Source organism: Corynebacterium sp. 122RC1, from assembly GCF_024580955.1.
GTDB lineage: Bacteria > Actinomycetota > Actinomycetes > Mycobacteriales > Mycobacteriaceae > Corynebacterium > Corynebacterium kozikiae.
Genome location: NZ_JANIKD010000014.1, coordinates 20,609 through 46,698, shown reverse-complemented (window position 1 = coordinate 46,698; position 26,090 = coordinate 20,609). Strand labels below are relative to the sequence as shown.

The following is a 26,090-nucleotide window of genomic DNA, read 5'->3' as shown; positions in this document are numbered from 1 at the left end:
TGCCTAGCCCCGGCTGCCTAGAGGCCGAGGGCTTTGCGCAGCGCCTCTGCCCGATCAGTGTTCTCCCAGGGCAGATCCAGGTCATCGCGTCCGAAGTGACCATACGCCGCGGTGCCCGCATAGATGGGACGCAGGAGATCAAGCTCACGAATAATAGCGGCGGGGCGAAGATCGAACACCTCCAAGACAGCCTGCTGGATGGCTTCATCGTTGAGTCCGTGAAGGGCGGTGCCGAAAGTCTCCACGTACAGGCCAACCGGCTTTGCGCGGCCAATCGCGTAGGCCACCTGCACCTCAGCGCGCTCGGCGAGGCCCGCGGCCACAATGTTCTTGGCAACCCAGCGCATCGCGTATGCACCGGAACGGTCCACCTTCGAGGGGTCCTTACCGGAGAAGGCGCCACCGCCGTGGCGGGCCATACCGCCATAGGTGTCCACAATGATCTTGCGCCCGGTCAGCCCGGCGTCACCCATGGGCCCGCCGACGATGAAGCTTCCCGAAGGATTCACCAGCAAGTTGTATGGCTGGGCAGCGAGGGTGTTGCTGAGGCCCGCCTGTTCCAGCACCCAGTCCACTACATGCTCCTTGATTTGGGCGTGCAGCCATTCTTGGGTGACCTCTGGGTCATGTTGGGTGGACACCACCACGGTATCCAGGTACACAGGCTTGCCCTCCTTGTTGTAGGCCAAGGTCACCTGGGTCTTGCCGTCGGGGCGAAGGTGGTCCACGATCCCCTCTTTGCGCACCTGGGTGAGGCGGCGGGCGAGCGCGTGGGCAAGGTCAATAGGCAGCGGCATGAGGTTGGCCGTCTCATTGGTGGCGTAGCCAAACATCAGGCCCTGGTCTCCCGCGCCCGCCTGGTCCAGATCATCGGTCTGCTCACCGGAACGAACCTCATGGGAGTTGTCCACGCCAGAACCGATCTCCGCAGACTGTTCACCAATGGACACACTCACGCCACAGGTGGTGCCGTCAAAGCCAACGTCTGAGGAAACAAAACCGATCTCACGCAGCTTGTTACGCACCAGCTTGGGGATCTCCACGTAGCCCTTGGTACGCACTTCGCCAACGACGTGCACAATGCCCGTTGTGGTCACCGTTTCCACGGCAACTCGCGCCTGTGGGTCCACGGCGAGCAAAGCGTCCAGGATGGTGTCCGAGATGGCATCGCAGATCTTGTCTGGGTGACCCTCGGTTACGGACTCGCTGGTAAACAGGCGGTACTGCCCTGCTTGGTGTGCCAGTTCTTCTGCGCTCACAGCCATTTCCTTTGCTTGGTGGTTCAATCTCCAAGCAAATATAGACCAAGCTGTCTAATTTGGCAACGTAGCTGGATTCACGGTGTCCAGTAGCTCCCGGGTTCGATCGAGGATCGCCGAGGCCACCTCGAACTTACTGCCGTCAGGCACCTCCATCACTGCCCCATCCTTTTGCAGGAGGTAGCCGCGGTTGCGGTCCTGGCCAAACACTTTGCCTTCCGAGACCTCATTGAGCATCAGCAGATCACAGCCCTTCTTGGCCAACTTCGCGTGCGCAAAATCCAGCGCGCTGTGCTGCTCATCGCCTGTTTCTGCGGCAAACCCCACGATCACGGGGCGCGGATCCATCTGCGCAGCCGCCTCCACGGCGCCGCGCAAGATGTCCGGGTTTTCCATAAGGGAAAGCGCCATCAGGTTGGCGTCGTCAGTGCCCTTCTTGAGCTTGGACCCAGCCTCGGTTGTGGGGCGGAAATCCGCTACCGCCGCCGCCATGATGAGAACATCGTGGTGGGAAAGCTCTTCCTGAACCGCCTGCTGCATCTCCCGAGCGGTGTGTACTCGCTGTACTTTGGCGCCCACTGGAGTGTCCAGCGCGTCGGTGTGCGCGGCGATGAGCGTGACCTGGGCGCCGCGGTGTGCGGCTACCTCGGCGAGCGCAAACCCCTGCCTGCCTGAGGAGTGGTTGCCCAGGAAGCGCACCGGGTCAAGCGGTTCCTGCGTGCCGCCTGCGGTGATGAGCACTTTCCGGCCCTCGAGGTCGCGCGGAAGCTTCCGCAGGGCGTGAAGCGTATTCGCCATGTCCACGATCTGCTGCGGCTCGGCGAGCCTGCCTGGGCCGGTGTCCGTACCGGTGAGCCTGCCATGGGCGGGTTCCAGGACGGTCATGCCGAAGCTGCGCAGGCGCTCCACATTTGCCTGGGTAGCGGCATGCTCCCACATTTCGGTATGCATTGCGGGGGCAAACACCACCGGGCAGGTGGCAACGAGCAGGGTTGCACAGAGGAGGTCATCCGCACGGCCGCCGGCTGCCCGCGCCATAAGGTCTGCGGTTGCGGGGGCGATCACTACAAGGTCAGCCTCCTTGCCCACCCGGACGTGGCGCACCTCATCTACCGCATCAAACACGGTGGTGGACACGGGGTTGCCGGAAAGCGCCTCAAAGGTAGCCTTACCCACGAACCGCAGGGCAGACTCAGTGGGCACCACGATCACGTTGTCCCCAGACTCCTTGAACAGGCGGATGATATGGCACGCCTTGTAAGCTGCGATTCCGCCGCCTACGCCTACCACCACTTTGCGTTGTTGCTGCACAGGGCTGGACCTTTCAGTTTGATGGGTGCGGTTTTGCGTCTTTGGGACCGGAGAACCGAGGTACCGGAAATGCCAGGACCCCCATAACCATACTGGGTTATGGGGGCGTCATGGGTGCTCGGAAGGTTGAATTAGCCCTCTTCGTGGTCGAGCAAACCGGCTTCAATCTCTCGCAATGCGATGGAAAGTGGCTTCTCCTGAGACTCTGGGGTTACCAGCGGTCCGATGAACTCAAACACGCCTTCACCAGCCTGCTGGTAGAAGCTGTTGATCTGGCGCGCACGCTTCGCCGCGAAAATCACCAAGGCGTACTTGGAGGATACGCGCTTGAGCAGCTCATCGATCGGTGGTGCGGTGATACCAACTGGGGTATCAAAAACGCCATCATTGTTCTCGGTCACGTTGCTCACAGTAGTTACTGCCACCTTCTTGTTTCACACATTCTTCAGGCCCGATAGCCCGTATAAAGCTACCATCTTAGGCCATGTTGCCGAGGAGAATCGAGGCGATCTCCGCTACGGCATCATCCACATCATGGTTGACCACAATATGGCCAAACTCATGTTGGTGATCCAACTCGTACTTGGCGGTTTCCAAGCGGCGAGTAATCACCTCTTCAGTTTCCGTACCGCGCCCGGTGAGGCGCTCCACCAAGGTATCCCAGGATGGGGGCGCGAGGAAGACCAGGTGGGCGTCGGGTTGTTGCTGTGCAACGCTGCGAGCACCTGCCAGGTCCACCTCAAGAAGTACGGGGCGCCCTTCCTCCATTGCCTGGCGCACCGGGCCCGCTGGGGTGCCGGAGCGTTGGAGGCCACCGTGGATGTCTGCCCATTCCAGCATCTCCCCACGGTCAATCTTGGCTTGGAACTCCTCTGGGGTTACAAAGAAATAGTCCCGCCCCTCTACTTCACCTGGGCGCGGGGCCCGGGTGGTCATGGAGACTGAAAAGTAAAGGTTTGGAACCTCTTCGCGCAGGCGACGAACTACGGTGGACTTACCCACTCCGGCGGGACCGGAGAGCACTACCAAATGGCCGTTGTTCTGTTCGCCTTGCACTGATTAGTCCTCGAGGAAGCCGAAGCGCTCAAGCAGGGCACGACGCTGACGGTCACCAAGGCCACGCAGACGGCGGGTCTGAGCGATCTCCAGCTCGTCCATGATCTCCTTAGCCTTCACCTTGCCAACCTTTGGCAGGGACTCCAGAAGCGCAGAAACCTTGGTCTTGCCAATGATTTCGTCAGAAGAGGCCTTGTCCAGGACCTCCTTCAGGGTAACGTCGCCGCGCTTGAGCTGCTCCTTGAGCTCTGCACGAGCCTTGCGTGCCTCTGCTGCCTTTGCGAGGGCTTCCTTGCGCTGCTCGTCAGTCAACTGTGGAAGGGCCACGGGTTCCTCCGATTCGAAAAAAATTCACATGTACGTTTGTTCATTCCTCCAGCACATTGCTGAAGGTGCTTGGTGATCATATCCCACCTTTGGGCACAGCCCGGCTAAACGGCCGCAGTGTTGCCTCGGCGAGTTACAACTCCCATCCAGCCAACCTCACAATCGTTGAGATCATTGAGATCTCGCACCACCTTAGCCGCTTTTGCCAACCACTCAAACTGTTTGCACAGTGATAATGAAAGCTGCAGCGATGCAGTGTTGGGAGCGCGAGCTTCCGAGCTCGCCACCAGGCAAACCTGAGGGCAAAGCCTGATGAAATCTCAGCGATGTAACGTTGTTGCCGCCCTAGTGTAACACCAAAGTATAAAACCGTAGGTAATCGGCCTTTTTGAAACACAAAACCGCAGGTGAGCTACTTGCCCACCCGCGGTTCACACTACGGCCCTGACCTGCTACTTTACCGTAGCGTTACCTTAAGCCTTCTCCTCACAGCGCCCTGTTTTGCAGCACTAGGTCGCGCACATCGAACTGGCACGCTCGCTGGACCTGCTCAACAAAAGCACGCTGGGTGCTTAGCTTCCCAACTCTTCAGCCACCGCCAGCGCAGCCCGACGCAAGGCCGCCACATCGGGACCGGCGGCAAGCACGGCACGCGACACGTTGGCAAAGGAGAGCTCCTCTACGCCTGCGGTGATTCGAGCCACATCTTCAGGGCCAGCGCCCTGCGCTCCGACCCCTGGGAGCAGCACGGGGCCTTGCAGTGCAGACAACTCCGGCGGCTTCGCCAGAGTCGCCCCCACCACCACGCCAATGTTGCCCACCCGGCTCCCTGCAGCAACCTGGGCGGCGTTACGCTGCGCCGCGGCATCCACCATTTGCTGGCTAATGCTTACACCCTGGGGGTTGCGCTGGTCCTGAAGCTCACGTGCCTCTGGGTTGGAGGTCGCGGCGAGTACAAACAGGCCCTTGCCATGCTCCTCGGCCAACTCAATGGCCGGCGCCAAAGACCCAAACCCGAGGTACGGGGACACCGTCACGGCATCACATTCCAAAGGTGAACCCGACTCAAGCCAAGCCTGGGCATAGCCAGCCATGGTGGAGCCGATGTCACCACGTTTGGCGTCGGCGAGCACCAGCGTGCCGGCCTCGCGCAGGGCCGCGATGCACTCTTCTAGCACCTCGTACCCCTGAGAACCGAATGCCTCGAAGAAGGCCACCTGGGGCTTGACCAGCGCAACGTGCCCAGCAAAAGCCTCCACGCAAGCCTGAGTGAAGGTACGCAAGCCGGAAATATCTGCCTGCAAACCCCAGGCCTCAAGCAGGCCGCGGTGAGGGTCAATCCCTACGCAGAGCCTGCCGTGGGCCTTGCCCGCGGCTAGGAGCTGCTCACCGAATGCGCTGTGCTGTCGCTCCATCTGGATTAAGCCTTCGCACCAGTAGAGGGAGCGTGTTCAAGCTCTTGCAGCGCCAGAACGCCGAGCTCACCCGCCTGCAGCGCCTCAATGCCCTGTACGGCTGCGGTGACGCCCTGCACGGTGGTGATCAGCGGTACACCCACGTTCACGGCAGCGGCACGGATCTCGTAGCCGTCGTGGCGCGCACCAGAAGAACCCGCAGGGGTGTTGAGGATCAGGTCCACTTCACCATCGCGGATCAGCTCTACGATGGAGCGATCGTTCGCATCTGGGCCGGCCTCGGAGCGCTTTAACACCGTTTCACAAGGCACACCGTTGCGGCGCAGCATGCCGGCGGTGCCGGCGGTGGCCAGAATACGGAAGCCCAGGGAGGCCAGGCGCTGAATTGGGAAGATCAGGGTGCGCTTGTCCCGGTTTGCCACGGACACAAACACGGTGCCTTCGGTGGGCAACTTGCCAAACGCGCCTTCCTCGGCCTTCGCGTAGGCTGCGCCAAAGTTATCGGCCAAGCCCATCACCTCACCGGTGGACTTCATCTCCGGGCTGAGCAGGGTGTCCAGCATGGTGCCGTCTGGGCGGCGGAAGCGGTTAAACGGAAGCACTGCCTCCTTCACGGCGATTGGGGCGTCCAATGGCAGCGAGCCTCCGTCGTAATCGGAGGGGATCATCCCTTCTGACTTGAGCTCGGCAATCGTGGAGCCCGTCATGATGCGAGAGGCTGCCTTGGCCAGGTGCACGCCGGTTGCCTTGGACACAAACGGCACGGTGCGCGATGCGCGGGGGTTGGCCTCGATCACGTAGAGGATGTCATCCTTCAGCGCGAACTGCACGTTCATGAGACCGCGCACGCCAATGCCGTGTGCCAGCGCCTCTGTGGAACGACGCACCTTCTCGATGTCCTCGTAGCCCAAGGTCATTGGCGGCAGGGCGCAGGAGGAGTCACCGGAGTGGATACCTGCCTCCTCGATGTGCTCCATCACGCCGGCCAGGTACACCTCCTCGCCGTCACAGAGCGCGTCAACATCGATCTCAATCGCGGAGTCCAGGAAGCGGTCCACCAGCACCGGGTGGTCGGTGGTGATTTCCGTGGCACGGTTGATGTAATCCTTGAGGGCCTCTTCCTCGTAGACGATTTCCATGCCGCGGCCGCCCAGCACATAGGAAGGCCGCACCAGCACTGGGTAGCCGATGGACTGAGCCACGCTCTTGGCTTCCTCGAAGGAGGTTGCGGTACCGAAAGCCGGCGCTGGGAGCTCTGCCTTGCGCAGCACTTCACCGAACTCGCCGCGGTCCTCAGCCAGGTCGATGGCCTCTGGGCTGGTTCCGATCACTGGCACGCCGGCGTCACGCAGACGCTCTGCCAACCCGAGCGGAGTCTGGCCGCCAAGCTGCACAATCACGCCCGCAACGGTGCCGGACTGACTCTCGGCGTGGTAGACCTCCATCACATCTTCAAAGGTCAAAGGCTCAAAATAGAGGCGATCTGCGGTGTCATAGTCCGTGGAAACGGTCTCCGGGTTGCAGTTCACCATCACCGTTTCATAGCCCACGCGTGACAGCTCAAGCGCCGCGTGCACACAGGAGTAGTCAAACTCGATGCCTTGACCAATGCGGTTCGGGCCGGAACCCAAGATGATGATCTTTTCCTTATCCTTCTGCTCGCGCACCTCGGACTCAGCGGCAGGATCCAGCTCGTATGCTGAGTAGTGATACGGAGTGGTGGCCTCGAACTCGGCCGCACAGGTATCCACGGTCTTGAACACCGGGCGGATGCCCAGGGACCAGCGCAAACGACGCACGCCGTCCTCACCTGCGAATTCTGGGCGCAGCGCGGCGATCTGCTTGTCCGAAAGGCCAAAGAACTTCGCGCGGCGCAGCAGCTCCTCATCCAGCACAGGAGCTTCCACAAGCTCAGCGCGGAATTCGACGAGCGCCTGCAGCTCCGCAAGGAACCAAGGATCGATGCCGGAGGCTTCAAAGACTTCGTCTACCGACGCGCCCAGGCGCAGCGCGAGCTCGGCGTCATACATGCGCCCCGAGGTAGGCCGCTTGAGATCCTCCAACACGGCAGCCACGTCACGGGCGCGCTCGCCGGCAAAGAATTCATCGGTGGTGGTCCAGAACCCGGCCTGCTTCTCCTCCAGGGAGCGCATGACCTTGTTGAGGGCTGCGATGTAGTTGCGGCCCAGGCTCATGGCTTCACCCACGGACTTCATGGTGGTGGTCAGGGTGTCGTCGGCACCGGGGAACTTCTCAAAGGCAAAGCGTGGTGCCTTGACCACAACGTAGTCCAGGGTGGGCTCGAAGGCCGCGGGGGTCACGCCTGTGATGTCGTTGGTGATCTCATCCAGGGTGTATCCGATGGCCAGCTTGGCGGCGATCTTCGCAATTGGGAAGCCGGTAGCCTTGGACGCCAGCGCCGAGGATCGGGAAACGCGGGGGTTCATCTCAATGGTGATGATGCGCCCGTCGTTTGGGTTGATGGCGAACTGGATGTTGCAGCCGCCGGTGTCCACGCCAACCTCGCGGATGATGGCGATACCTAGGGAACGCAGCTTCTGGTATTCACGGTCGGTGAGCGTCATGGAAGGTGCCACCGTCACGGAGTCACCGGTGTGCACGCCAAGGGCATCCACGTTTTCGATGGAGCAGATCACCACTACGTTGTCTGCGCCGTCACGCATGAGCTCGAGCTCAAATTCTTTCCAGCCCAGGATGGACTCTTCAATGAGCACGTTTGCCTCAGGCGAGGCGGCGAGGCCACCGCCAGCAATGCGGTCCAGATCCTCGCGGGTGTATGCAAGTCCCGAGCCCAAGCCACCCATGGTGAAGGAGGGGCGCACCACCACTGGCAGGCCGAGTTCCTCAACGGTCTCATAGACCTCTTCCATGTTGTGGCACACGCGCGAGCGGGCGGATTCGCCGCCGACCTTTGCCACGATGTCCTTGAACTTTTGGCGGTCCTCGCCACGCTCAATTGCATCGATATCTGCACCGATGAGCTCCACGCCGTACTTTTCCAGCGATCCCCTGCGGTCCAGCGCAATTGCAGCGTTGAGCGCGGTTTGGCCGCCAAGGGTTGCCAGCACCGCGTCAATCGGGTGGCCCTGGGCGATTTCGCGCTCGAAAATCTTTTCAATGTATTCCGGCTGGATTGGTTCCACATATGTGTGGTCCGCGAACTCTGGGTCCGTCATGATGGTTGCCGGGTTGGAGTTGATGAGGGTGACCCTCAGGCCCTCCTCTTTGAGTACGCGGCACGCCTGGGTGCCGGAGTAGTCAAACTCACAGGCCTGCCCGATCACGATCGGGCCGGAGCCGATCACCAGGACGTGCTTGAGGTCATTGCGCTTTGGCATGAATAGGTTTCCTTTCCTGGTGGGGGTTATTTGGCGCGGGATTCGAGCAGTTCAAAGAACTGATCGAACAGCGGGTTGGCGTCGTGCGGGCCGGCGGCGGCTTCGGGGTGGTATTGCACTGAGAAGGCCGAGCCATCCAACAGGGCCACACCTTCTACGGTGCCGTCGTTCAGGCATGTGTGGGTGACTTGTGCGTCGCCGAACGGGGTGCTGAACACCTTGCCTGCCTCGCCTTCCAGGGCAAAGCCGTGGTTTTGGGAGGTGATGTCGATCTTTCCGGTGACGTGGTTAAGCACAGGTACGTTGATGCCTCGGTGGCCGAACTTCAGCTTGTAGGTCTTCAGCCCAAACGCGCGGCCCAGAATCTGGTTGCCAAAGCAGATGCCGAACAGTGGGATGCCGGCGCGGATAATATCGCCGACGATACCAACCATGATGTCTGCCGTGGCAGGGTCACCAGGGCCGTTGGAGATGAACACGCCGTCCGGGTTGTATTGGGTGATCTGCTCGTACGGGGTGTTCGCTGGAACCACCACGGTGCGGATACCGCGCTGCGCAAAGTTGCGTGGTGTGTTGGTCTTAATGCCCATGTCATAGGCCACCACGGTGAAACGCTGCTCCCCCTCTGCCTCCACTACGTAGGGCTCCGGGGTGCTCACCTGCTCAGCCAGGTCCAAGCCCTCCATCACGGGCTGCTGCTTGACCAGTTGCACCAACTCTTCAACTGGCGCGCTTGCCTGTTCACCAGAGAAGATGCCCGCGGAGACGGAACCGAAGTTGCGCAGGTGGCGCACGATTGCGCGGGTATCCACACCGGCGATGCCCACGATGCCCTGGGCAATCATCTCATCTTCCAGCGTGCGCTCAGCGCGCCAGTTGGACACGCGGTTTGCCAGGTCACGGATCACCAAACCGGCAACCCAGATCTTGGCACCGTGGGACTCGTTGTCCTCATCGTTCCAGCCCGTGTTGCCGATCTGCGGGGCGGTAGCCACCACGATCTGCCGGTGGTAGGAGGGGTCCGTCATGGTCTCTTGGTAGCCGGTCATGGCTGTGGTGAACACCGCTTCACCGTAGGTGGTGCCGGTGGCACCAAAGCTTTGGCCGTAAAAGGCGCGGCCGTCGGCAAGCACGAGCACTGCCTTGGTGGGGGTTGGGGTTGCTGTGGAATCTGCGAGCAAGGTCTTGCCTTTCAAAGAAGATTTCAGATCAATCTGTGCAATAGCGTTTTGGGTTTATGCGTTGCGTGGTGCGCTGGGCACTCCATCGCGGCAGGTCACATGCCCGCGGAGCATGGTGGTTGCCACCTTGGTGGAAAACTCCATCCCCTCATACGGGGTGTTTTGGGCCTTGGAGGCCATCTGCTCACCGTGAGCAGTCCACGGGGAATCGGTTTCCACCAGCACCAGGTTGGCGGGCTCCCCTACCGCAATCGGGCGGCCGTGGCCTGGGAGCTTCAAGATTTCCGCGGGGCGCTCAGACATCACCTTGGCCACAAAGCGCCAATCGGCCAGCCCGGATTCCACGAAGATCTTGGCCACGATTGGCAGGGATGTTTCAAGGCCGAGCATGCCGGGCTTGGCGTGTTCGAACTCGCAGCACTTGTCTTCAGAGCCATGCGGCGCGTGGTCGGTGGCGATGACGTCGATAATGCCCTCCAGCAGTGCTTCGCGCAGCGCTACCGTGTCTCGTTCTTCGCGCAGCGGTGGGTTCACGCGGTTCACGCCGTCGTAGGTTTCCAGGCGCTCGTCGGTGAGCAGGAGGTGATGTGGGGTCACTTCCGCGGTGATGGGGATGTTTTGGCTCTTTGCCCATTTGAGGAGCTCAACGGTGCCTTCGGTGGAGGCGTGGCAGATGTGGACGCGGTTGCCGTAGTCGCGGGCCAAAATGGCGTCACGGGCCACCACGGATTCCTCGGCAACGCGGGGCCAGCCACGCAAACCCAGCTTGGCTGCAGTTTCACCTTCGTGGGCAACCGCGCCTTCGGTGAGCCGTGGGTCCTCGCAGTGCTGCGCCAACAGCACATCCAGCCCCTTGGCGTACTCCACGGCGCGGCGCATGAGCAGTGGATTGTCTACGCACTTGCCGTCGTCGGAAAACATCCTCACCTTGGCTTCAGAGCGAGCCATCATGCCGAACTCGGTGAGCTGCTCGCCTTGAAGCCCCTTGGTAATGGAACCCACGGGGTGCACGTCGCACAGGCCCACCTGCTGCCCCTTGAACCAGACCGACTCCGCAATCACCGGTTGATCCATCACCGGCTGGGTATTGGCCATGGTAAATACCGCGGTGAAGCCACCCTTCGCCGCAGCTGCAGAACCAGTGGCAATTGTTTCGGTGTCCTCGCGACCGGGCTCGCGCAGGTGGACGTGCATGTCCACCAGGCCTGGGAGCAGAACAGCCCCCTTGCCGTCGATCACTTCCACGCCTTCAGTGTCAGACTCAACGCCGGAACCGGCGGCAGCGTCAGCGCCAATCGCCGCGATGCTGCCCTCCTCGATGAGCACATTCACCGGCTCCCCCTCGCCATAGGGGCGCACGTTGGTGAGCAGCAACCGGCCTTGCGCAGGAGCCGCCAGCGTGCCAGTGGGTGGGAACTCGGTGTGCTTTTGTTGATCTGCTTGATCGTTCATTCTTTTCTCCTTACAACACCCTGGTTCCCTAGAACCCCGGGGACTCCGTACCAGCAATGAGGGTGAACAGCACCGCCATGCGCGCGTGCACACCGTTATTGACCTGCTGCAACACGGCAGATGCAGGTAGATCCGCAACGGCGTAGTTGATTTCCATGCCGCGCAGCATCGGCCCTGGGTGCATGATCACCGTGTGTTCCTGCAGCCGCGCCGCGCGGTCCTTGGAAAGCCCGTAGAGCGTTGCGTATTCGCGGTGGGAAGGGAAGAACCCGCCGTGCATGCGCTCTTGCTGTACGCGCAGCATCATCACAACGTCGGCATCGGAAATCTCAGCGTCCATGTCCACATTCGTGCGCACAGGCCAGTGCTCAACGCCGGTGGGCAACAGCGTTGGTGGCGCCACGAGCACCACCTCCGCGCCCAAGGTGGAAAGCAGGTCAACGTTGGATCGCACCACGCGGGAGTGCAGGCAATCACCGACGATCACCACTTTGCGCCCATCCAAATTCCCCAGGCGCTGGCGCATCGTAACTGCATCGAGCAGTGCCTGCGTAGGGTGTTGGTGGGAGCCATCGCCCGCGTTGATCACGCTTGGACCATTACCACCTGGGGCAACCCACTGCGCAAGTTGCTGCGCCGCACCGGAGGAAGAGTGGCGCATGATGATCGCATCCGCGCCGATGGCGGAAAGGGTAAGGCCGGTGTCTTTGAGTGACTCGCCCTTCTTTACCGAGGAAGAAGACGCCGAAATGTTGATCACGTCCGCGCTCATCCACTTTCCGGCAGTTTCAAAAGAGGAGCGGGTACGAGTGGAGTTCTCATAGAACAGGGTGAAGATGGTGCGCCCGCGCAGTGTGGGCAGCTTCTTCACCTCCCGGTCCAGCAAGGCCTCGCGGAATCTATCGGCCTCATCCATCAGGCCAAGAATTTCATCGCGGGAAAGATCCGCGATGGAAAGCAGGTGCTTCATCTTTTAGGCTCCAGTTTCTTCTTGCCGCGCGGCTTTGGGGCGGGTGAGCAGTACGGCGTCGCGCCCGTCGATAGGCTCTAGCAGCACTTTCACCCCTTCCCCTGCTGCGGTGGGCAGATTTTTGCCAACGTAGTCTGCGCGGATGGGCAGCTCGCGGTGACCGCGATCCACCAGAACCGCAAGCTGAACGACGCCCGCCCGCCCGATGTCACGCAGCGCGTCTAGTGCGGCGCGGATGGTGCGGCCGGAATAGAGGACGTCATCCACCAGCACCACTGTTGCCCCCTCAATGCCGCCGGTGGGGATGCGGGTGGGTTGGAGTGCTCGGTGTGGGTTCGAGCGCAGGTCGTCGCGGTACAAGGTCACATCAAGGGATCCGACGGGAACCGTCACCCCTGTGAACTCCTCAATCCGGGTGGCCAAGCTCTCTGCGAGTGGCACGCCGCCGGAGGGAATACCGAGCAACATCACCTTTGACGCCTGGGGTGAATCAAGCGCCGTCTTTTCAATAATCTGGTGCGCGATGCGTGCGATAGTGCGCGAGACTTCTTGGCTGCTGAGCAGCTCAACCGTCTCGTTTCCTACTGAACTCATCGTGACCTCCTTTCCCGCCTCTCTGTGCGGCCCTTAAAGGATGCCCAATGGACTCAATTGTGTGTTCAGCTCCCGGCATGGAATGCAGCATTGAATTCAGCGCGGAATCGAGCATGAAAGCCAGCGGAAGCCATTGGCTCAAATATTACAACTTCGCAACCATTTTGACTAGCAGCGCTCACCCCCTCCGCGCGCCCAACTTGGTGGCGGGAAAAGTTTCTCCGCAAAACTTCTGTAGGCTGTTGCAAGAATCCTCTCGAGCTTTCCCCCCGCTGAGCCAAACGCCTTCGGGAGGCGCCGTACCGCAACACCCAAGAACACTTTGTGAGCTGCGGACTTGGTGGCGTCGTTCGTGCTTGTGGCGGTGCACATGCTCGCGGGGCTGCTTCCGAGTGTTGCTTTGTACCGAGTAGTGAAAGGCTGGCCCATGGCATTTCATGCAGCGCATATCATCCCCGCGCCGCTGGACTTGGTGTGGGATTGGCACACCAGGCCGGGTGCAGTCGCGCGCCTCTCCCCAAGTTTTCTGCCCATGACTCCGGTTGCTCAGGCGGAATCGCTGGCGCGTGGCACCACCACTTTTGCGCTGCCGGCGGGGCTGACTTGGCAGGCGAAGCACGACCTCTCCGGCTACATTCCGGGCCGCCAATTCACCGACGTCTGCGTGACCGCCCCCGTGCGAGCACTCGCGAATTGGCGCCATGTCCACTCTTTCGCGCCGGTCACCGGGGCAGTTCCGGGTCTTGATGCCGGCACGGCGGAAGCTACCGTTATCACCGATGAGGTGTTCACCCGCGTCCCCGGCCAAAGCCTGGTGTCATTATTTGCCTACCGCCAGCACCAGCTCCTCGGCGACATACAGCGCCTACTGAGCCTCCAGCCGCTGCTCAATTCCCCCACGGATGCCACATCCGAAGGCGGCAACGGCAAGATTCGCACTGTGGCCATGACCGGCTCCCGCGGGCTCGTTGGACGCGCGCTCACCGCACAACTGCAGACCCTCGGCATCACCGTGGTGCAGCTCGTGCGCTCCAAACCCAAAGACCAGCAACGCCTCTGGAATCCTGACTCCCCTCACCCCGAGCTTCTTCAGGGGGTTGATGCACTCATTCACCTGGCCGGGGAGCCCATTTTTGGGCGCTTTCACGACGCCCACAAGGCCGCAATCAGGGACTCGCGCACGGGGCCCACCGCTGCTTTGGCAAAACTCGCTGCGGAGACCAAAGAATGCAAGGTGATGATTAGTGCCTCGGCGATCGGCTGGTACGGTCACGACCGCGGCGACGAGATCCTCCAGGAATCTTCCGGCAACGGCGAAGGCTTTTTGGCGCAGGTGGTCAAAGAGTGGGAGGCGGCAACCCAGGCAGCCACAGATGGCGGTGTGCGCACAGCCCAAATCCGTACCGGTGTGGTGCTGAGCGGCCGGGGCGGTCTCCTTCCGGTGTATAAAGGCCTGTTCAACGTGGGCTTGGGAGGTTCGTTTGCGAAGCGCAGCCCATGGCTTTCCTGGATCAGCATTGATGACCTCACGGACATCTACGTCCAGGCGCTGCTTGATCCCGCGCTTTCGGGGCCGATCAATGCGGTGGCGCCCAATCCGGTGAGCAATACGGACTTTGCTACAGCACTGGGTAAGGTGCTCAAGCGACCGTCGATTATTCCCCTCCCCTCCATCGCTCCGAAGCTCATCTTGGGTGCCCAGGGCGCCGACGAACTCGCCTTTGCCAATCAGCGCGTACAACCACAGGTGTTGAAGATGCACGGTTTCCAGTTCCGCCACAGCACCATCAACCAGGCGCTTGCCCACGAACTTGGCGGCGAGGAACTGCTGCCCGACCCCACGAAGGCTGAACAACCCGAGGAGGCAAGGGGCGGGCACGATCAGGCGCTGGATGAAGCGCTGGATTAAGGTTGAGTCACTATGGATTTCATGCGAAACCTCAAAGAGGTGATCCCCGCATCTCTCGACACGATCGCAGAGGTGCTGGATGAAGAAATGCTCATCTACCAGCGCACCACCAGCGAAGGTTTGGAAGTCCTCGTGGTGGAGTTTGAAAGCCACACCGTCACCTTTGCGATGGACGAAGGCACGCTGATGGCCAATGCGTATTGGCGTGGCACTCCCACGTGGGAAGACCACGTCACGGTCATGATCCACGTCAACGACTGGAACGCATCCATGATGTATCCAAAAATGACCTACGTTGAGCAGGCCTCGCTTTTCCCGAACTCCCCAGAAAGTGAGGCGGTTGCCAACAACCTGAAGATTTCCGTCTCCCGCTGGCTCGATGTCCGCGCCGGATTGAGTTTTATGCAAGCGGGGGCATTTGTAGTGACCAGTATTGATTCCTTTGTACGCAGTATGAACTGGTTGGACGAGCAATTCCCGGAGCTCGTGCAGTGGGAAAGCGGCGACGCCACTGAGCAGCAGGAAGGCGGCGAGCAATGAGCACGAATGAAGTTTTCCATGTCACAATGGAGCGCTTCCTGGCCGAACACGCCGAATATGGCATGACCTTGACGCAGATCGACGAGCACCGGGCTGCCTTCCGTGTTGGCCCCGTGGTGGGTGATTTCTTGGTGTTTCCCTCAACCATTGTGGTGCGCGCTGACCACCCAACCACCCGGTCCCCTGAGCTTCCCTTCCCCGAGGCGATGGTGGTGGCCAACGAGCTCAACCTAGAAGCACCACTCACCAGGGCGTCCGTGGTGTACTCAGGTCCCACGGTGGTGTTGCGGGTGGAATCTGAGTTCATGGTTGCCGCAGGTATGACCAAAGAGCAGCTCTCCAACCATGTGAAGCGCAGCGTGGAGGCCCTCCTGCACACCCTGAATCAGTTTGCCAGGCGCACGCAGCCCCCAACTACGCTGCCAAGGTAGTTTGCCCTAGGAGTTTCAGGGAATTTGAGATATGCCGAAAGGCGGGATCGCTTGCAATCCCGCCTTTCCCAGCAATACTTCCCTGCTGGTGTTTCAGCGCGTCAGCCCGCTCGCTTAGTGAGCCTACTCAGTGGCTTCTGGTTCCGCAGTTTCCGCTACTACATCCGGTTGATCTTCCCGTTCATCTACCGGGTTGTCGAGGTGACTTTCGGCCTCGCCGGAAACTGGGTCCGTGTGATCGTCGCCGTGATCGATCTCGATCTCGATCTCAGTATCGGCATCAGCTTCGGCATCGGCATCCAATTCAGCATCCACTTCGGCAGCCTGATGAACCTCTTCCTCTGCCTCGGTGGCCAGGAATGAGACGCCGGCGCGGGCGTCGTCGATCTTTTGCACCACTGAGTCCAGCAGCGCGTGGATGTATGCCGGGGCGTCGTCCGTGGAGTACTCGCTGGAGATTTCCACTGCCTCCACCATGGCCGTGACCACGGGAACTTCCTCGTTGAACAGCAACTCCCACACCGCAACGCGCAGAACAGCGCGGTCCACCGCAGAGATTCGGCTCAGCGTCCAGTCCTCGGCGAGATGCGCCGCGATAACCTCATCGATGCGGTCCAACTCCTCGGCTGCCCCTGCCACGATCTGCTTGGTGTAGGGGTTTACCGGGGCAACTCCGTTGGTGTCATTGTGGGAAAGCATGACGCGATCTTCCACAATTGCTACCGGGTCGATGTCGCGGGCCTCTGCCTCAAAGAGGATGTCCACTGCGCGGCGCCGCGCGCGGTAGCGCGAACCGTGGCGCTTGAAACCCACCCGCGGCCGAGGCTGAGCTTGGCTGCGCTGGCGCGCTGCCTCTACTTCTGCCTCTGGCGTTTCCACCGCCTCTGGAATACTCGGAGACTCTGGCTTGCCTGCCGCGTCGGGATCTTGCGATTGAGACTGCCTGTGTTCAGAAGGTTCCATTAGTTGTTTACTCGGGAGAGGTAGGAGCCGTCACGGGTGTCTACCTTGACCACGTTGCCGGTCTCGATGAACAACGGCACCTGGATCTCTGCGCCGGTTTCCAGGGTGGCTGGCTTGGTGCCGCCGGTGGAGCGGTCGCCCTGCAGACCCGGATCGGTGTGCTCAACGCGCAGATCAAGGGAGATTGGAAGCTCAGCGAACAGTGGCTCGCCCTCGTGGAAGGAAACCTGGATGGTGGTGTTTTCCAGCAGGAAGCGGGCGCCATCGCCGATGATGTGTGGAGCGAGCTCGATCTGCTCGTAGTCCTTTTCATCCATAACGATGTAGGAGGTGCCGTCGTTGTAGAGGTAGGTCATGTCGCGGCGGTCAACAGTTGCGGTTTCCACTTTGACGCCTGCGTTGAAGGTCTTGTCCGTCACCTTGCCGGAAACAACGTCCTTCAGCTTGGTACGCACGAAGGCCGGGCCCTTGCCTGGCTTAACGTGCTGGAACTCCACGATCTGCTGGAGCTTGTTGTCGATCTTCAGCACAAGGCCGTTCTTGAAATCTGCGGTAGTTGCCACGAAAGGTTCCTTACGGTGGATCAGGGGAGATCTTTTGATCTTGAGTTATGAAAAAACTGTGCAATGCAAATGGGGCGGAAGGCGAGTTGTTCGCCCACTCACGCCCCAAGAACATCACACAGCATACATGAGCAGCGCGGTTGTTTCTAGCAACGCCATGCCTTTGGGTCTAGAGGACCTGGAGCTCCTTGGGCAGGCCGCGAGTCAAGTTCTTTGGCACACCCTCGGTAATCACTAAAGTGTCCTCAATGCGCACGCCACCTTTGCCCGGCACATAGATGCCCGGCTCAATGGTGAGGGTCATGCCAGGCGCAAGCACTCCGGTGCCAGTAGTTGCAGCGTAGGGTGCCTCGTGGAGATCCAGCCCCACACCATGCCCCGTTGAGTGGACAAAGTACTCACCGTACCCCGCCGCGGTGATCACGTCCCTGCAAGCCTTGTCGACGTCGGCAAGCGCCGCACCGGGCACCGCTGCTTCCACGCCCTTAAGCTGGGCCTCAAGGACCACCTGGTAGATCTCTTTGGCAAAGTCGCTGGCCTCGCCGATCACAAAGGTGCGGGTGGTGTCTGAGTTGAAGCCGCGGTCATGCGCGCCGAAGTCGATGGTGACTAAATCGCCGTGCTCGATAATGCGGTCAGAAGCGCCGTGGTGTGGTTTGGCGGAGTTCGGTCCGGAGGCGACGATGGTGTCAAAGCTCGGGCGTTCGGCACCCTTCATGCGCATCCGGTATTCCAAATCTGCCGCAACCTGCTTTTCGCTGATTCCTGCGCGCAGGCCGCCTTCCGCAATGAGTTCTGCCAGGGAAGAATTCGCCAGATCTGCAACCAAGCCCAGGCGTTCCAGCTCAAGTGGGTCCTTTGTAAGGCGGATTTCCTCAATCACCCCGGAAATAGGGACCAAGGTGATCTCCTCCCCCGCGGCTTCCTTGAGCTGCTCCAAGGCGGAGACGGAAACGAAGTCCGCCTCAAAGCCTACGCGGCGTGGGCCTTCCACCTGCTTGAGCAAGCTCACACCTGGGTTGCGGCCCTCCACCATCTCGATGTCTGGCACTTCCTCCGCGATTTGGGTGAAGTAGCGGCCATCAGTGGAGATCTTTGCTGAGAGATCCTTGTTCACCAGCACCGCACCATTGGAGCCTGAGAAACCAGAAAGGTAGCGCACGTGGATGAGGTGAGTCACCAGCATGGTGTCCACGCGCTGGCTAGCCAACTTTGCGGCCAGTGCACGGCGGCGGTTGCTAAAGCGGGTATCGGAAAGCGCCATGGTGAATGCCTTTCAAAATCACGTCAATTTCACGCGCGCACGGGGGTTGCCCCTTTGGCGCTGGTAGCAATGCTCCCAACGGTGCGCGCAATTACACAACTGCGCACATCTTTGGATGCTGCAGGCGCGTATGCGCCTTGGGAAAGTGTAACGCAGCCGCGAACGCAAACAGGAGAAGTGCGGCATGCCGTACCCCCTCCTGGTCGGACGTCTGCCGGCGCTGTGGTTCAAGTTACACCCGACGAGGGGCCTTTAGGAGGGATCCACCAGCGCTTCTAAAGCCAGAACGTAGCCTTTCACGCCCAGGCCCGCGATGACGCCACGGGCAATTGGGGAAAGGTAGCTGTGAGCTCGGAAAGGCTCCCTGGCGTGCACGTTGGAAATGTGCACCTCAATGAAGCCTGGCCCGTCCGCTACCTCCGCCAGCGCATCGCGCAAGGCCACCGAGGTATGGGTCAATCCCCCGGGGTTGATAATTACCGGCCAGGAGTTGTCTGCGGCCTCATGCACCCAGTCGATTAATTCACCTTCATGGTTGGACTGTTTACAAATCACCTCAACGCCAACGCCGCGCCCATGTTCTTTGAGCACCTCTTCAACATCGGCCAAGGTGGTGGCGCCGTAGATTTCCGGTTGCCGCTTGCCCAGGCGATTCAAGTTGGGGCCGTTGAGCACCAACACGGTACTGATGTTGGAACTAGCTGCTGATTGCGGCATACGCTGCCTCCAATTCCTCGGTGGTGGGCCCTGTGATCCTGGTGGTCTGGCCTACCTCGGTGATCGCCACAAAACGAATGTTGCCGCCGCGGTTCTTCTTATCCACCGTCATGGCCTTGTAGAGTTCCTCAAAGTGCCCTGCGGCGTAGCGGGTAGGCAGGCCAACGGAAGCAAGGATGCTTTCGTGGCGTTGCAGCAGTTCCTCGGTGATCATGCCGCGTTGGTGCGCGAGGTTGGCCACGAACATCATGCCCACGGCCACGGCGCTGCCGTGGCGCCACGTGTAGTTTTCCCGCAACTCAATGGCATGGCCGAAGGTGTGCCCATAGTTCAGGATCTCGCGGAGGCTGGATTCTTTGAGGTCCTGGCCCACCACGTTGGCCTTCACGGCAACGGAACGTGAGATGAGCTCCGGCAGGAAGCCTTGAGGGTCCAAAGCCTTCTCTGGGTCCTGCTCGAACAGCTCCAGAATCACCGGGTCTGCAATGAACCCGGTCTTGATGATCTCAGCGGAACCGGCAACCAGCTCATCGTGTGGCAATGTGGCCAGGAGGTCTAGGTCAATAAACACTGCTGCGGGCTCATGGAACGCGCCTACCAGGTTTTTACCTGCCTTGGTGTTGATGCCGGTCTTCCCACCCACCGCAGCATCCACCATTGCCAACAACGTGGTAGGGACCTGCACCACCTTGATGCCGCGCATCCATGAGGCGGCCACAAAGCCAGCCAGGTCCGTCGCAGCCCCACCGCCGAGACCAATGATGAGGTCGCCCCGGCTAAAGGCCTGCTCGCCCAGCACGTCCCAGCACTCCCCCAGCACGTCCAGGGTTTTGCCAAACTCCGCGTCCGGCACCTCGATCGGGGTCACCTTGAGGCCCTGCGCCTCCAACGCGGCGGTGAGCCGCTGTGAGTAGTCACGCAGGGTTGGTTGGCGCACCAAGCCCACCTGCTGAGCACCGGTGGATGCCGCGAACTTGGCAATCGCCTCAATGTTGCCGTGGCCAATACGCACCTCGTAGGGCGCCTGGCCGTTGACTGCAATCGTGGAGGCAAATGCTGGTGACGTGCTCACAGTGGCTTCCTTTACTTTGTTTGTTATGGTTTCGCGCGCAGCGATTGCGCACAGCCAACACTATTCCGAGGACTCCAAGAAGCCCAGGATATCTGCTACGACTTGCTGGGGACTGCGGCCGTCGGTACGCGCCCTGTAATCCGCGACCTCCCGATACAGCGGCGCGCGAGTGTTGATGAGCTGGGTGTAGTGCGCAACGGGGTCCTCTGCGTGGAGAACAGGGCGCGTGGACTCCCCGGCGGTGCGGCGTGCGCCTTCCTCAGCGGAAACATCCACCCACACCACTAGGTGTTCCGCCAGCAGCTCGCGGGTGGAATCGGTGATCACGGCGCCGCCACCGAGGCTCACTACCGCGCGTTCTTGCAGTGCCGACGCCACGTGCTCGGCCTCAAGCTCGCGGAACGCTGGCTCACCGAGTTCAGTGAACACCTCGCCACAGGATTTACCCGTGGCCTGCTCAATGAGATGATCGGAATCCACCAGGGGTGCGTTGAGTGCGCGCGCGAGCCTACGGCCAATCGTGGACTTTCCGGCACCCGGCGGACCGACCAACACCACGATGGTCCGGCTGGAGGGTGCGGTGTGCTTTTCCTCGCGCTCAAGGGATTCATCGAGGGCCTCACACAGCACCTCGTTTGCGCGCGCCTGATCGTCTGCAGCCAGGGCGTCTTGCTCCAGGTCCAGCGGTGCGGCCGGAATTTCATCCAACGAACGTTCGGTGGAAGGACTCAACGTCATAGGATTCCTTAGGGTCGTTGCACAGGTACAGGCACTGTTTCGCGGGGTCGTCGCGATGCGTGCACCCTGAGCACTTTCTCAGCTTCGATCTAATTTAGTCCTTTTGGCGCCAGCAACCTAGCTTTTGCCAAAGTGACGCACCCTACCCAAGTGTGCCGTCCTAGGTAGTGGTGCCGCTTAAGCCGCTTAAGCCTCTTGCGCGTCCGCGTCCTGCTCAAAACGCAGGCGCTGTGCGATTCGCTCCTGGTATGCGGCTATGTTGCGCTTGGTCTCCTCCAGCGAATCACCACCGAACTTTTGCAGCACCGCCCGGGCCAGCACCAATGCCACCATTGCCTCTGCCACAACGCCTGCGGCAGGCACCGCGCAGACGTCGGAACGCTGGTGGATGCCGGTGGCAGGTTTGCCCGTGACCATGTCTACGGTCTTGAGCGCGCGGGGAACGGTGGAAATTGGCTTCATAGCGGCGCGTACTCGCAGGGCCTCTCCGTTGGTCATGCCACCTTCCAAGCCGCCAGCGCGGTTGCTCAGGCGGTGAGTGCCATGCTCGTCGCGCCCCATCTCGTCGTGCGCTTCGCTTCCGCGGCGGCGGGCTTCCTTGAAGCCGTCGCCAACCTCAACGCCCTTGATCGCCTGGATACCCATGAGGGCGGCGGCGAGCTGGGCATCCAGGCGGTCCTCGCCGGACACATGCGAGCCAAGACCAATCGGCAGGCCCTCAACGATCACCTCTACTACGCCGCCGAGGGTGTCGCCGGCCTTCTTTGCCGCTTCGATTTCAGCGATCATCTGCTGCTCAGAATCTTGGTTAAATGCGCGCACTGGGGAGGCGTCGATGGCTTCCAGATCCGCAAAGGTTGGCTGCTCCCCTTCGTACTCGGGGGCGGCGCCGATGCTGATCACATGCGAGAACACCTCCACACCCAAGGTTTCGCGGAGGAAGTTACGCGCAACGGTCGCGGCGGCCACGCGCGCGGCTGTCTCCCTGGCGGAGGAACGCTCGAGGATCGGGCGGACCTCGTCCAAGTCATACTTGAGCATGCCGGCAAAATCAGCGTGTCCAGGCCGTGGGCGAGTGAGCTTGGCGCCGCGACCGGAGGTCATGGCTGCTGCCACTTCCTCATCGCTCAGGTCGATAGGGTCGGCGGACATGATGGTGGTCCACTTTGGCCACTCGGTATTGCCAATCATGATGGCGATCGGGCTACCGAGGGTGAGCCCGTGGCGGATGCCGGAAAGCAAGGTCAGCTCGTCTTGCTCAAACTTCATTCGGGCACCGCGGCCGTAGCCGAGGCGGCGGCGAGCAAGCTGAAAAGAAATGTCCTCGCGGGTCACGGGGACGCCGGCGGGCATGTGTTCAATGAGGGCGACCAGTGCCTGGCCGTGGGATTCTCCAGCGGTAGTCCATCGAAGCATGCCCACGATTATGGCACGCCACGCGCAGTCAAAGGAAAACGAAACTCCCCGCACTACCCCAGTTCACAGCCGCAGCCAACGCAACCGCAGTCCCCAACACCATGGGCGGGCCGTGTGCCACCACCTGCCGCCGCGCCGCCACCAGCGCCAGCAACGTACTGACCTGCGCAATAGCCATCGCCCCCAGCACCGGCAAGATCCCCCAAAACCCCAACACAGCACCGAGAGTGACAGCTAACTTCACGTCCCCACCGCCGATCGCACCTTTCGCCCCAGGCAACACCCGCTGCGAAGCGTACAAACCACTCCACAGGGCAGCGCCACACAGTGCCGCAGGATGTACGACGAGCCCAAGGCCCAACACAGCAGCCGCCGCGGGCAGCGTGAGGACGTTTGGCAGCCGGTGTTCCCGCACATCCCACCAGCACAACGCACTGGCCCATCCCCAAAACAGCACAAGACACACCCCGAACCACACGATTGTTCGCCTCCCCCTCTGTAGCCCGTCCCTACCGGTGTACTCAATTGTGCCGGGATTGCGGGAAGGCTGCCACCGCTCAGTGTTGCGGCAGGCTCGGCTCGGCTCAGTGCGGTTTATGCCAGCGCTTGCTGCAACGCCTCGAGCATTGCTTCCTTGGGCGCCGGGGTGCCGGTGATCGCCTCAAATTGGGTGAATGCCTGATGTGCCAGCATTATATGGCCTCCCACCGTAGGAAGGTTGCGTTCCTGAGCGCGCTGCACCAGCGGGGTTGGCCAGGGATCATAGATCACGTCAAATACTGGGGCCTGCGCGAGCTCATCAAGAATGTGCGCGATACCTGCGGAGGGAACAGTAGACACCACCAAGAGAGAATCCTGGGCTGCACGGGAGACACCTTGGGGATCAGCGGCCGGCTGGTACTCCAATTGCGTGGCAGTTCCGGCCACGAGGTCTTTCAATTCCATCAGGCGGTCCGAACGGTTGATCACGCGAATGCTGGCAGCACCGAGTTGGGCAAGCGTCCACACCACGGTTCGGGCTGTGCCTCCGGAGCCTGTCACAGCTACTTGTGCCCCGCGAATAGCCGCCAAGGCATCGCCTTCAGCCTCGGGGAGGAGCTGCGCGAGCGCCCCGCGGACGCCGTCAACGTCGGTATTGTCCGCCGCCCACAAAGTGCCGTCTTCCGAGCGAACCAGGGTGTTGGCCACGCCCAATGCAAGCGCCCGCTCACTGTGAGTATCCGCGGCACGAAACGCCGCAAACTTGCAGGGCATGGTGACTGCGAAGCCAGCGTATTGCTCCCCTGCTTCAGCCAGAAACTCGGCGAAGGTTTCTTCGGTGACCTCGGCCCTTTCAAAACTCCAGCCCTCAAGACCAGCGGCGCGGTAGCCGGCGTTGTGGAGCACTGGGGAAAGAGAATGCCCAATTGGGCTACCGAGGACTGCAGCTTTGGGCATTGAGGGCGCTCCTTCTGTGGCTCAGGGCAGTGGCTGAGAGCTGTGGGCTGTGGGCTTAGCGGTTGGAATCCAAGATGCCGTTGTTCAGCGCATCCTGGGTTGCGGCCTGGTGCTCTTCAAAGGTGTTGGTGAACACGGTGGTGCCTTGGGCGTCGATTGTGACGAAGAACAGCCAGTCACCCTCAGCCGGATTCTCAATCGCCTCGATTGCCTCGATGGAAGGAGCAGCAATTGGCGTTGCTGGCAGTCCGTCCATGGCGTAGGTGTTCCACGGTGTGACGGTTGCTCGGTCCTCATCGGTGGTGGCCACTTCTTGGTCAGCCAGGCCGTAGTTCACGGTGGAGTCAAACTCCAGGCGCATCGGCACCGCCAAACGGTTAAGGATCACCCTGGCAACTCGGTTGAAGTCACCCGCCGGCGCTTCACGCTCCACCAAAGAGGCAGCGGTGAGCAGCTCATAGGGGCTCAGGCCCAGTGCTTGGGCACGTTCGACGATACCGGTATTGGTGTAAGCAGTAGCGGAACGAGTCACCAGATCCGTGAGCACCTCGGTGGCATCCGCACCAGGGTTCACAACGTACTGCCCGGGCACAATGAGACCTTCTAAGCGCTTCGGGTCATCGCCGCGTGCGAGCACCTGCTCGCGGGCCCACTCCGGCACGCCAAGATCTGCCGGATTGGTGGAGGCAGCAACGGACTGCAGTTGCTCCACAGTGATGCAATCACCAGGAGACTCTTCACAGGAGACCTGGGAAATCAAGGAATAGATGCCCGGCGTGGTGCTACCGCCCACAACGGTGACGTCCATGAGGGTGGCACCTCCTGGAATGTCCAACATGGAAACCTGATTTTCCGGGTTGAGTAGTGCGCTCACCGCTGCCTCAGCACTCATTTCCTCCTGGAGTCGGTAGAAGCCTGGGGTCACGCTGGAGGCCTGCGGGTTGGAAAGCGCTGCGGTTTGGAAAGCGGCGTCAGAGGCAACCACGCCCAACTCCACCAGTTCAGGACCCAGGGCGGAGATGGAGGAACCTTCTTGAATCTCCACCAGCTTTACTACCCCGTTGCCCTGGCCTTCAAAATCGGCAGGCCCACTGGAGCGATTCACACCGATATACACCACGGCTCCCACAACCAAAATGAGTGTAGTAATCAATACGGCAAGGCCGCGCTGGCGGCGCTTGACGTAGGTTGGTTCCATGCGCATGTAAGTTCCTGTCTTGTTAGTTCGCCCAGCACATGCCAGGAAGCGGTTGGCTGTGCTGCACAATGGTGTAGCTGTTCCACGCACTACAGAAGGCACGCAAGACAACAGAAGTTTCCATAAGCCTAAGGCAAACCGTGCAGAAGATCTGCAGGCGCGGGCAAAAACGGCCAAGGTTTTTCAATCAGCAGCAATCCTGCGCCAGGTGCTCGCTGGAACACGGCCAAAAGCACCGGAAAACACCGGAACTCTGCAATGCTCGGACTATTCCGGGCTATCGAGCCATTCAGTTTGTTCGGCCTGTTCAGCCTCAAAAGCCAGGCGAGCGAGGGTGCGCGAGCGCCCGTCGAGCCACTGCTGCAAAATGTTCACCGCCGCGATCTGGTCCACTACCTTGCGGCCCTTCTTCTGGCTCAGGCCAGTGGCCTTCATCGTTTGGTGTGCCATGACGGTGGTGAGCCGCTCGTCGGCAAAGCGCACGGGTACCTCCGGCGAGCGTTGGGAAAGCTGCAGCTCTAGGCGCCGCGCGATGTCTTGAGCATGGCGGACACTCGAGGAACCGGAACCGTCGAGGTTTCGGGGCAACCCAACCACCACTTCTACGATCTGGTGCTCCCGGACCAGCTCGAGGATGCGCTGGATGTCGCTGCCGTCCGGGTCCTGAAACTTGGTGGTGCGTTGCACCGTTTCCAATGGATTGGCAAGCACCGCGGCGCGATCCGAATATGCAACGCCGATGCGCACCGTACCCACGTCGAGCGCGAGCCTCCGGCCCGTTCCGGGGTCGTTTTCTCCCGGGGTGTCGGGGCGTATGTCGGACTGCTCGTGTTGGCTCTGTGGTGTGTGTTCTACCATGGTGTGCTCCAAAGGAAGGGAAACGAAGCGCCGAGCAGCACGCATGGTGACTGCTCGGCT

Annotated in this window: 24 protein-coding genes and 1 pseudogene; 3 read left to right on the top strand and 22 right to left on the bottom strand. The window is 61.0% G+C overall.

Annotation, left to right across the window (positions count from 1 at the left end):
• Positions 1 to 17: 17 nt before the first annotated feature.
• From metK to pyrR, 11 genes are all read right to left on the bottom strand, one after another.
• Positions 18 to 1,244 carry a methionine adenosyltransferase gene (metK, locus tag NQ050_RS07955; RefSeq protein ID WP_257061370.1) on the bottom strand — a complete coding sequence of 409 codons (1,227 nt, stop codon included), beginning with the start codon at positions 1,242 to 1,244 and terminating at the stop codon, positions 18 to 20.
• A gap of 69 nt (positions 1,245 to 1,313) precedes the next feature.
• Positions 1,314 to 2,570, bottom strand: a complete 1,257-nt coding sequence (gene coaBC, locus NQ050_RS07950; RefSeq protein ID WP_257038756.1) for a bifunctional phosphopantothenoylcysteine decarboxylase/phosphopantothenate--cysteine ligase CoaBC — start codon at positions 2,568 to 2,570, stop codon at positions 1,314 to 1,316.
• A gap of 131 nt (positions 2,571 to 2,701) precedes the next feature.
• Positions 2,702 to 2,980: a DNA-directed RNA polymerase subunit omega gene (gene rpoZ, locus NQ050_RS07945; RefSeq protein ID WP_257038755.1), complete on the bottom strand. Its 279-nt coding sequence runs from the start codon at positions 2,978 to 2,980 to the stop codon at positions 2,702 to 2,704.
• Between the two features lie 67 nt (positions 2,981 to 3,047).
• Positions 3,048 to 3,626 carry a guanylate kinase gene (gene gmk / locus NQ050_RS07940; protein WP_257038753.1) on the bottom strand — a complete coding sequence of 193 codons (579 nt, stop codon included), beginning with the start codon at positions 3,624 to 3,626 and terminating at the stop codon, positions 3,048 to 3,050.
• Positions 3,627 to 3,629: 3 nt separating this feature from the next.
• Positions 3,630 to 3,953: an integration host factor, actinobacterial type gene (gene mihF / locus NQ050_RS07935; protein WP_257038752.1), complete on the bottom strand. Its 324-nt coding sequence runs from the start codon at positions 3,951 to 3,953 to the stop codon at positions 3,630 to 3,632.
• A 572-nt stretch (positions 3,954 to 4,525) separates the two neighbouring features.
• The gene (pyrF, locus tag NQ050_RS07930; RefSeq protein WP_257038751.1) at positions 4,526 to 5,368 is read right to left on the bottom strand and encodes an orotidine-5'-phosphate decarboxylase; all 843 of its coding nucleotides are present in this window, start codon (positions 5,366 to 5,368) and stop codon (positions 4,526 to 4,528) included.
• Between the two features lie 5 nt (positions 5,369 to 5,373).
• Complete coding sequence (carB, locus tag NQ050_RS07925) at positions 5,374 to 8,727, bottom strand: carbamoyl-phosphate synthase large subunit (RefSeq protein WP_257038750.1); 3,354 nt, start codon at positions 8,725 to 8,727, stop codon at positions 5,374 to 5,376.
• Positions 8,728 to 8,753: 26 nt separating this feature from the next.
• Positions 8,754 to 9,908 (bottom strand): glutamine-hydrolyzing carbamoyl-phosphate synthase small subunit, encoded by a 1,155-nt coding sequence (gene carA / locus NQ050_RS07920; protein WP_257038749.1) that lies wholly within the window; start codon positions 9,906 to 9,908, stop codon positions 8,754 to 8,756.
• A gap of 54 nt (positions 9,909 to 9,962) precedes the next feature.
• The gene (locus NQ050_RS07915) at positions 9,963 to 11,360 is read right to left on the bottom strand and encodes a dihydroorotase (RefSeq protein ID WP_257038748.1); all 1,398 of its coding nucleotides are present in this window, start codon (positions 11,358 to 11,360) and stop codon (positions 9,963 to 9,965) included.
• Between the two features lie 28 nt (positions 11,361 to 11,388).
• On the bottom strand, positions 11,389 to 12,330 hold the full coding sequence (locus NQ050_RS07910; protein WP_257038747.1) for an aspartate carbamoyltransferase catalytic subunit: 942 nt from the start codon (positions 12,328 to 12,330) through the stop codon (positions 11,389 to 11,391).
• A gap of 3 nt (positions 12,331 to 12,333) precedes the next feature.
• Complete coding sequence (gene pyrR, locus NQ050_RS07905; protein WP_257038746.1) at positions 12,334 to 12,924, bottom strand: bifunctional pyr operon transcriptional regulator/uracil phosphoribosyltransferase PyrR; 591 nt, start codon at positions 12,922 to 12,924, stop codon at positions 12,334 to 12,336.
• A gap of 427 nt (positions 12,925 to 13,351) precedes the next feature.
• Here pyrR and NQ050_RS07900 point away from each other — a divergent pair, with 427 nt between their 5' ends.
• From NQ050_RS07900 to NQ050_RS07890, 3 genes are read left to right on the top strand one after another with little or no spacing between them, the layout of a single operon-like run.
• Positions 13,352 to 14,833, top strand: coding sequence for a TIGR01777 family oxidoreductase (locus NQ050_RS07900; RefSeq protein ID WP_257038744.1), 1,482 nt, complete (start codon positions 13,352 to 13,354; stop codon positions 14,831 to 14,833).
• 12 nt (positions 14,834 to 14,845) lie between these two features.
• Entirely contained in the window at positions 14,846 to 15,373 is a 528-nt protein-coding gene (locus NQ050_RS07895) for a YbjN domain-containing protein (RefSeq protein WP_257038743.1), read from the top strand.
• Entirely contained in the window at positions 15,370 to 15,804 is a 435-nt protein-coding gene (locus NQ050_RS07890) for a hypothetical protein (protein ID WP_257038742.1), read from the top strand. Before NQ050_RS07895 ends, NQ050_RS07890 begins: the two co-directional genes overlap by 4 nt.
• Before the next feature lie 285 nt (positions 15,805 to 16,089).
• Here the strand turns inward: NQ050_RS07890 and nusB are convergent.
• The 11 genes and pseudogenes from nusB to ruvX all read right to left on the bottom strand — a co-directional run.
• A pseudogene (nusB, locus tag NQ050_RS07885) lies at positions 16,090 to 16,683 on the bottom strand (transcription antitermination factor NusB); the annotation flags it as partial.
• Between the two features lie 83 nt (positions 16,684 to 16,766).
• Positions 16,767 to 17,330, bottom strand: a complete 564-nt coding sequence (efp, locus tag NQ050_RS07880; RefSeq protein ID WP_257038741.1) for an elongation factor P — start codon at positions 17,328 to 17,330, stop codon at positions 16,767 to 16,769.
• 169 nt (positions 17,331 to 17,499) lie between these two features.
• Positions 17,500 to 18,594, bottom strand: a complete 1,095-nt coding sequence (locus NQ050_RS07875; protein ID WP_257038740.1) for an aminopeptidase P family protein — start codon at positions 18,592 to 18,594, stop codon at positions 17,500 to 17,502.
• Between the two features lie 252 nt (positions 18,595 to 18,846).
• Entirely contained in the window at positions 18,847 to 19,311 is a 465-nt protein-coding gene (aroQ, locus tag NQ050_RS07870; RefSeq protein WP_257038739.1) for a type II 3-dehydroquinate dehydratase, read from the bottom strand.
• A complete protein-coding gene (aroB, locus tag NQ050_RS07865; RefSeq protein ID WP_257038738.1) occupies positions 19,292 to 20,383 on the bottom strand; it encodes a 3-dehydroquinate synthase in 1,092 nt (363 codons plus the stop codon). The genes aroQ and aroB overlap by 20 nt, the downstream gene beginning before the upstream one ends.
• A 60-nt stretch (positions 20,384 to 20,443) precedes the next feature.
• Complete coding sequence (locus NQ050_RS07860; protein WP_373456411.1) at positions 20,444 to 21,010, bottom strand: shikimate kinase; 567 nt, start codon at positions 21,008 to 21,010, stop codon at positions 20,444 to 20,446.
• A gap of 297 nt (positions 21,011 to 21,307) precedes the next feature.
• A complete protein-coding gene (gene aroC, locus NQ050_RS07855) occupies positions 21,308 to 22,537 on the bottom strand; it encodes a chorismate synthase (RefSeq protein ID WP_257038737.1) in 1,230 nt (409 codons plus the stop codon).
• Positions 22,538 to 22,565: 28 nt separating this feature from the next.
• On the bottom strand, positions 22,566 to 22,994 hold the full coding sequence (locus NQ050_RS07850) for an A24 family peptidase (RefSeq protein WP_257038736.1): 429 nt from the start codon (positions 22,992 to 22,994) through the stop codon (positions 22,566 to 22,568).
• Positions 22,995 to 23,131: 137 nt separating this feature from the next.
• Positions 23,132 to 23,974, bottom strand: coding sequence for a shikimate dehydrogenase (locus NQ050_RS07845; protein WP_257038735.1), 843 nt, complete (start codon positions 23,972 to 23,974; stop codon positions 23,132 to 23,134).
• 55 nt (positions 23,975 to 24,029) lie between these two features.
• Complete coding sequence (gene mltG, locus NQ050_RS07840) at positions 24,030 to 25,178, bottom strand: endolytic transglycosylase MltG (RefSeq protein ID WP_257038734.1); 1,149 nt, start codon at positions 25,176 to 25,178, stop codon at positions 24,030 to 24,032.
• A gap of 261 nt (positions 25,179 to 25,439) precedes the next feature.
• The gene (gene ruvX, locus NQ050_RS07835; protein WP_257038733.1) at positions 25,440 to 26,030 is read right to left on the bottom strand and encodes a Holliday junction resolvase RuvX; all 591 of its coding nucleotides are present in this window, start codon (positions 26,028 to 26,030) and stop codon (positions 25,440 to 25,442) included.
• Positions 26,031 to 26,090 lie beyond the last annotated feature (60 nt).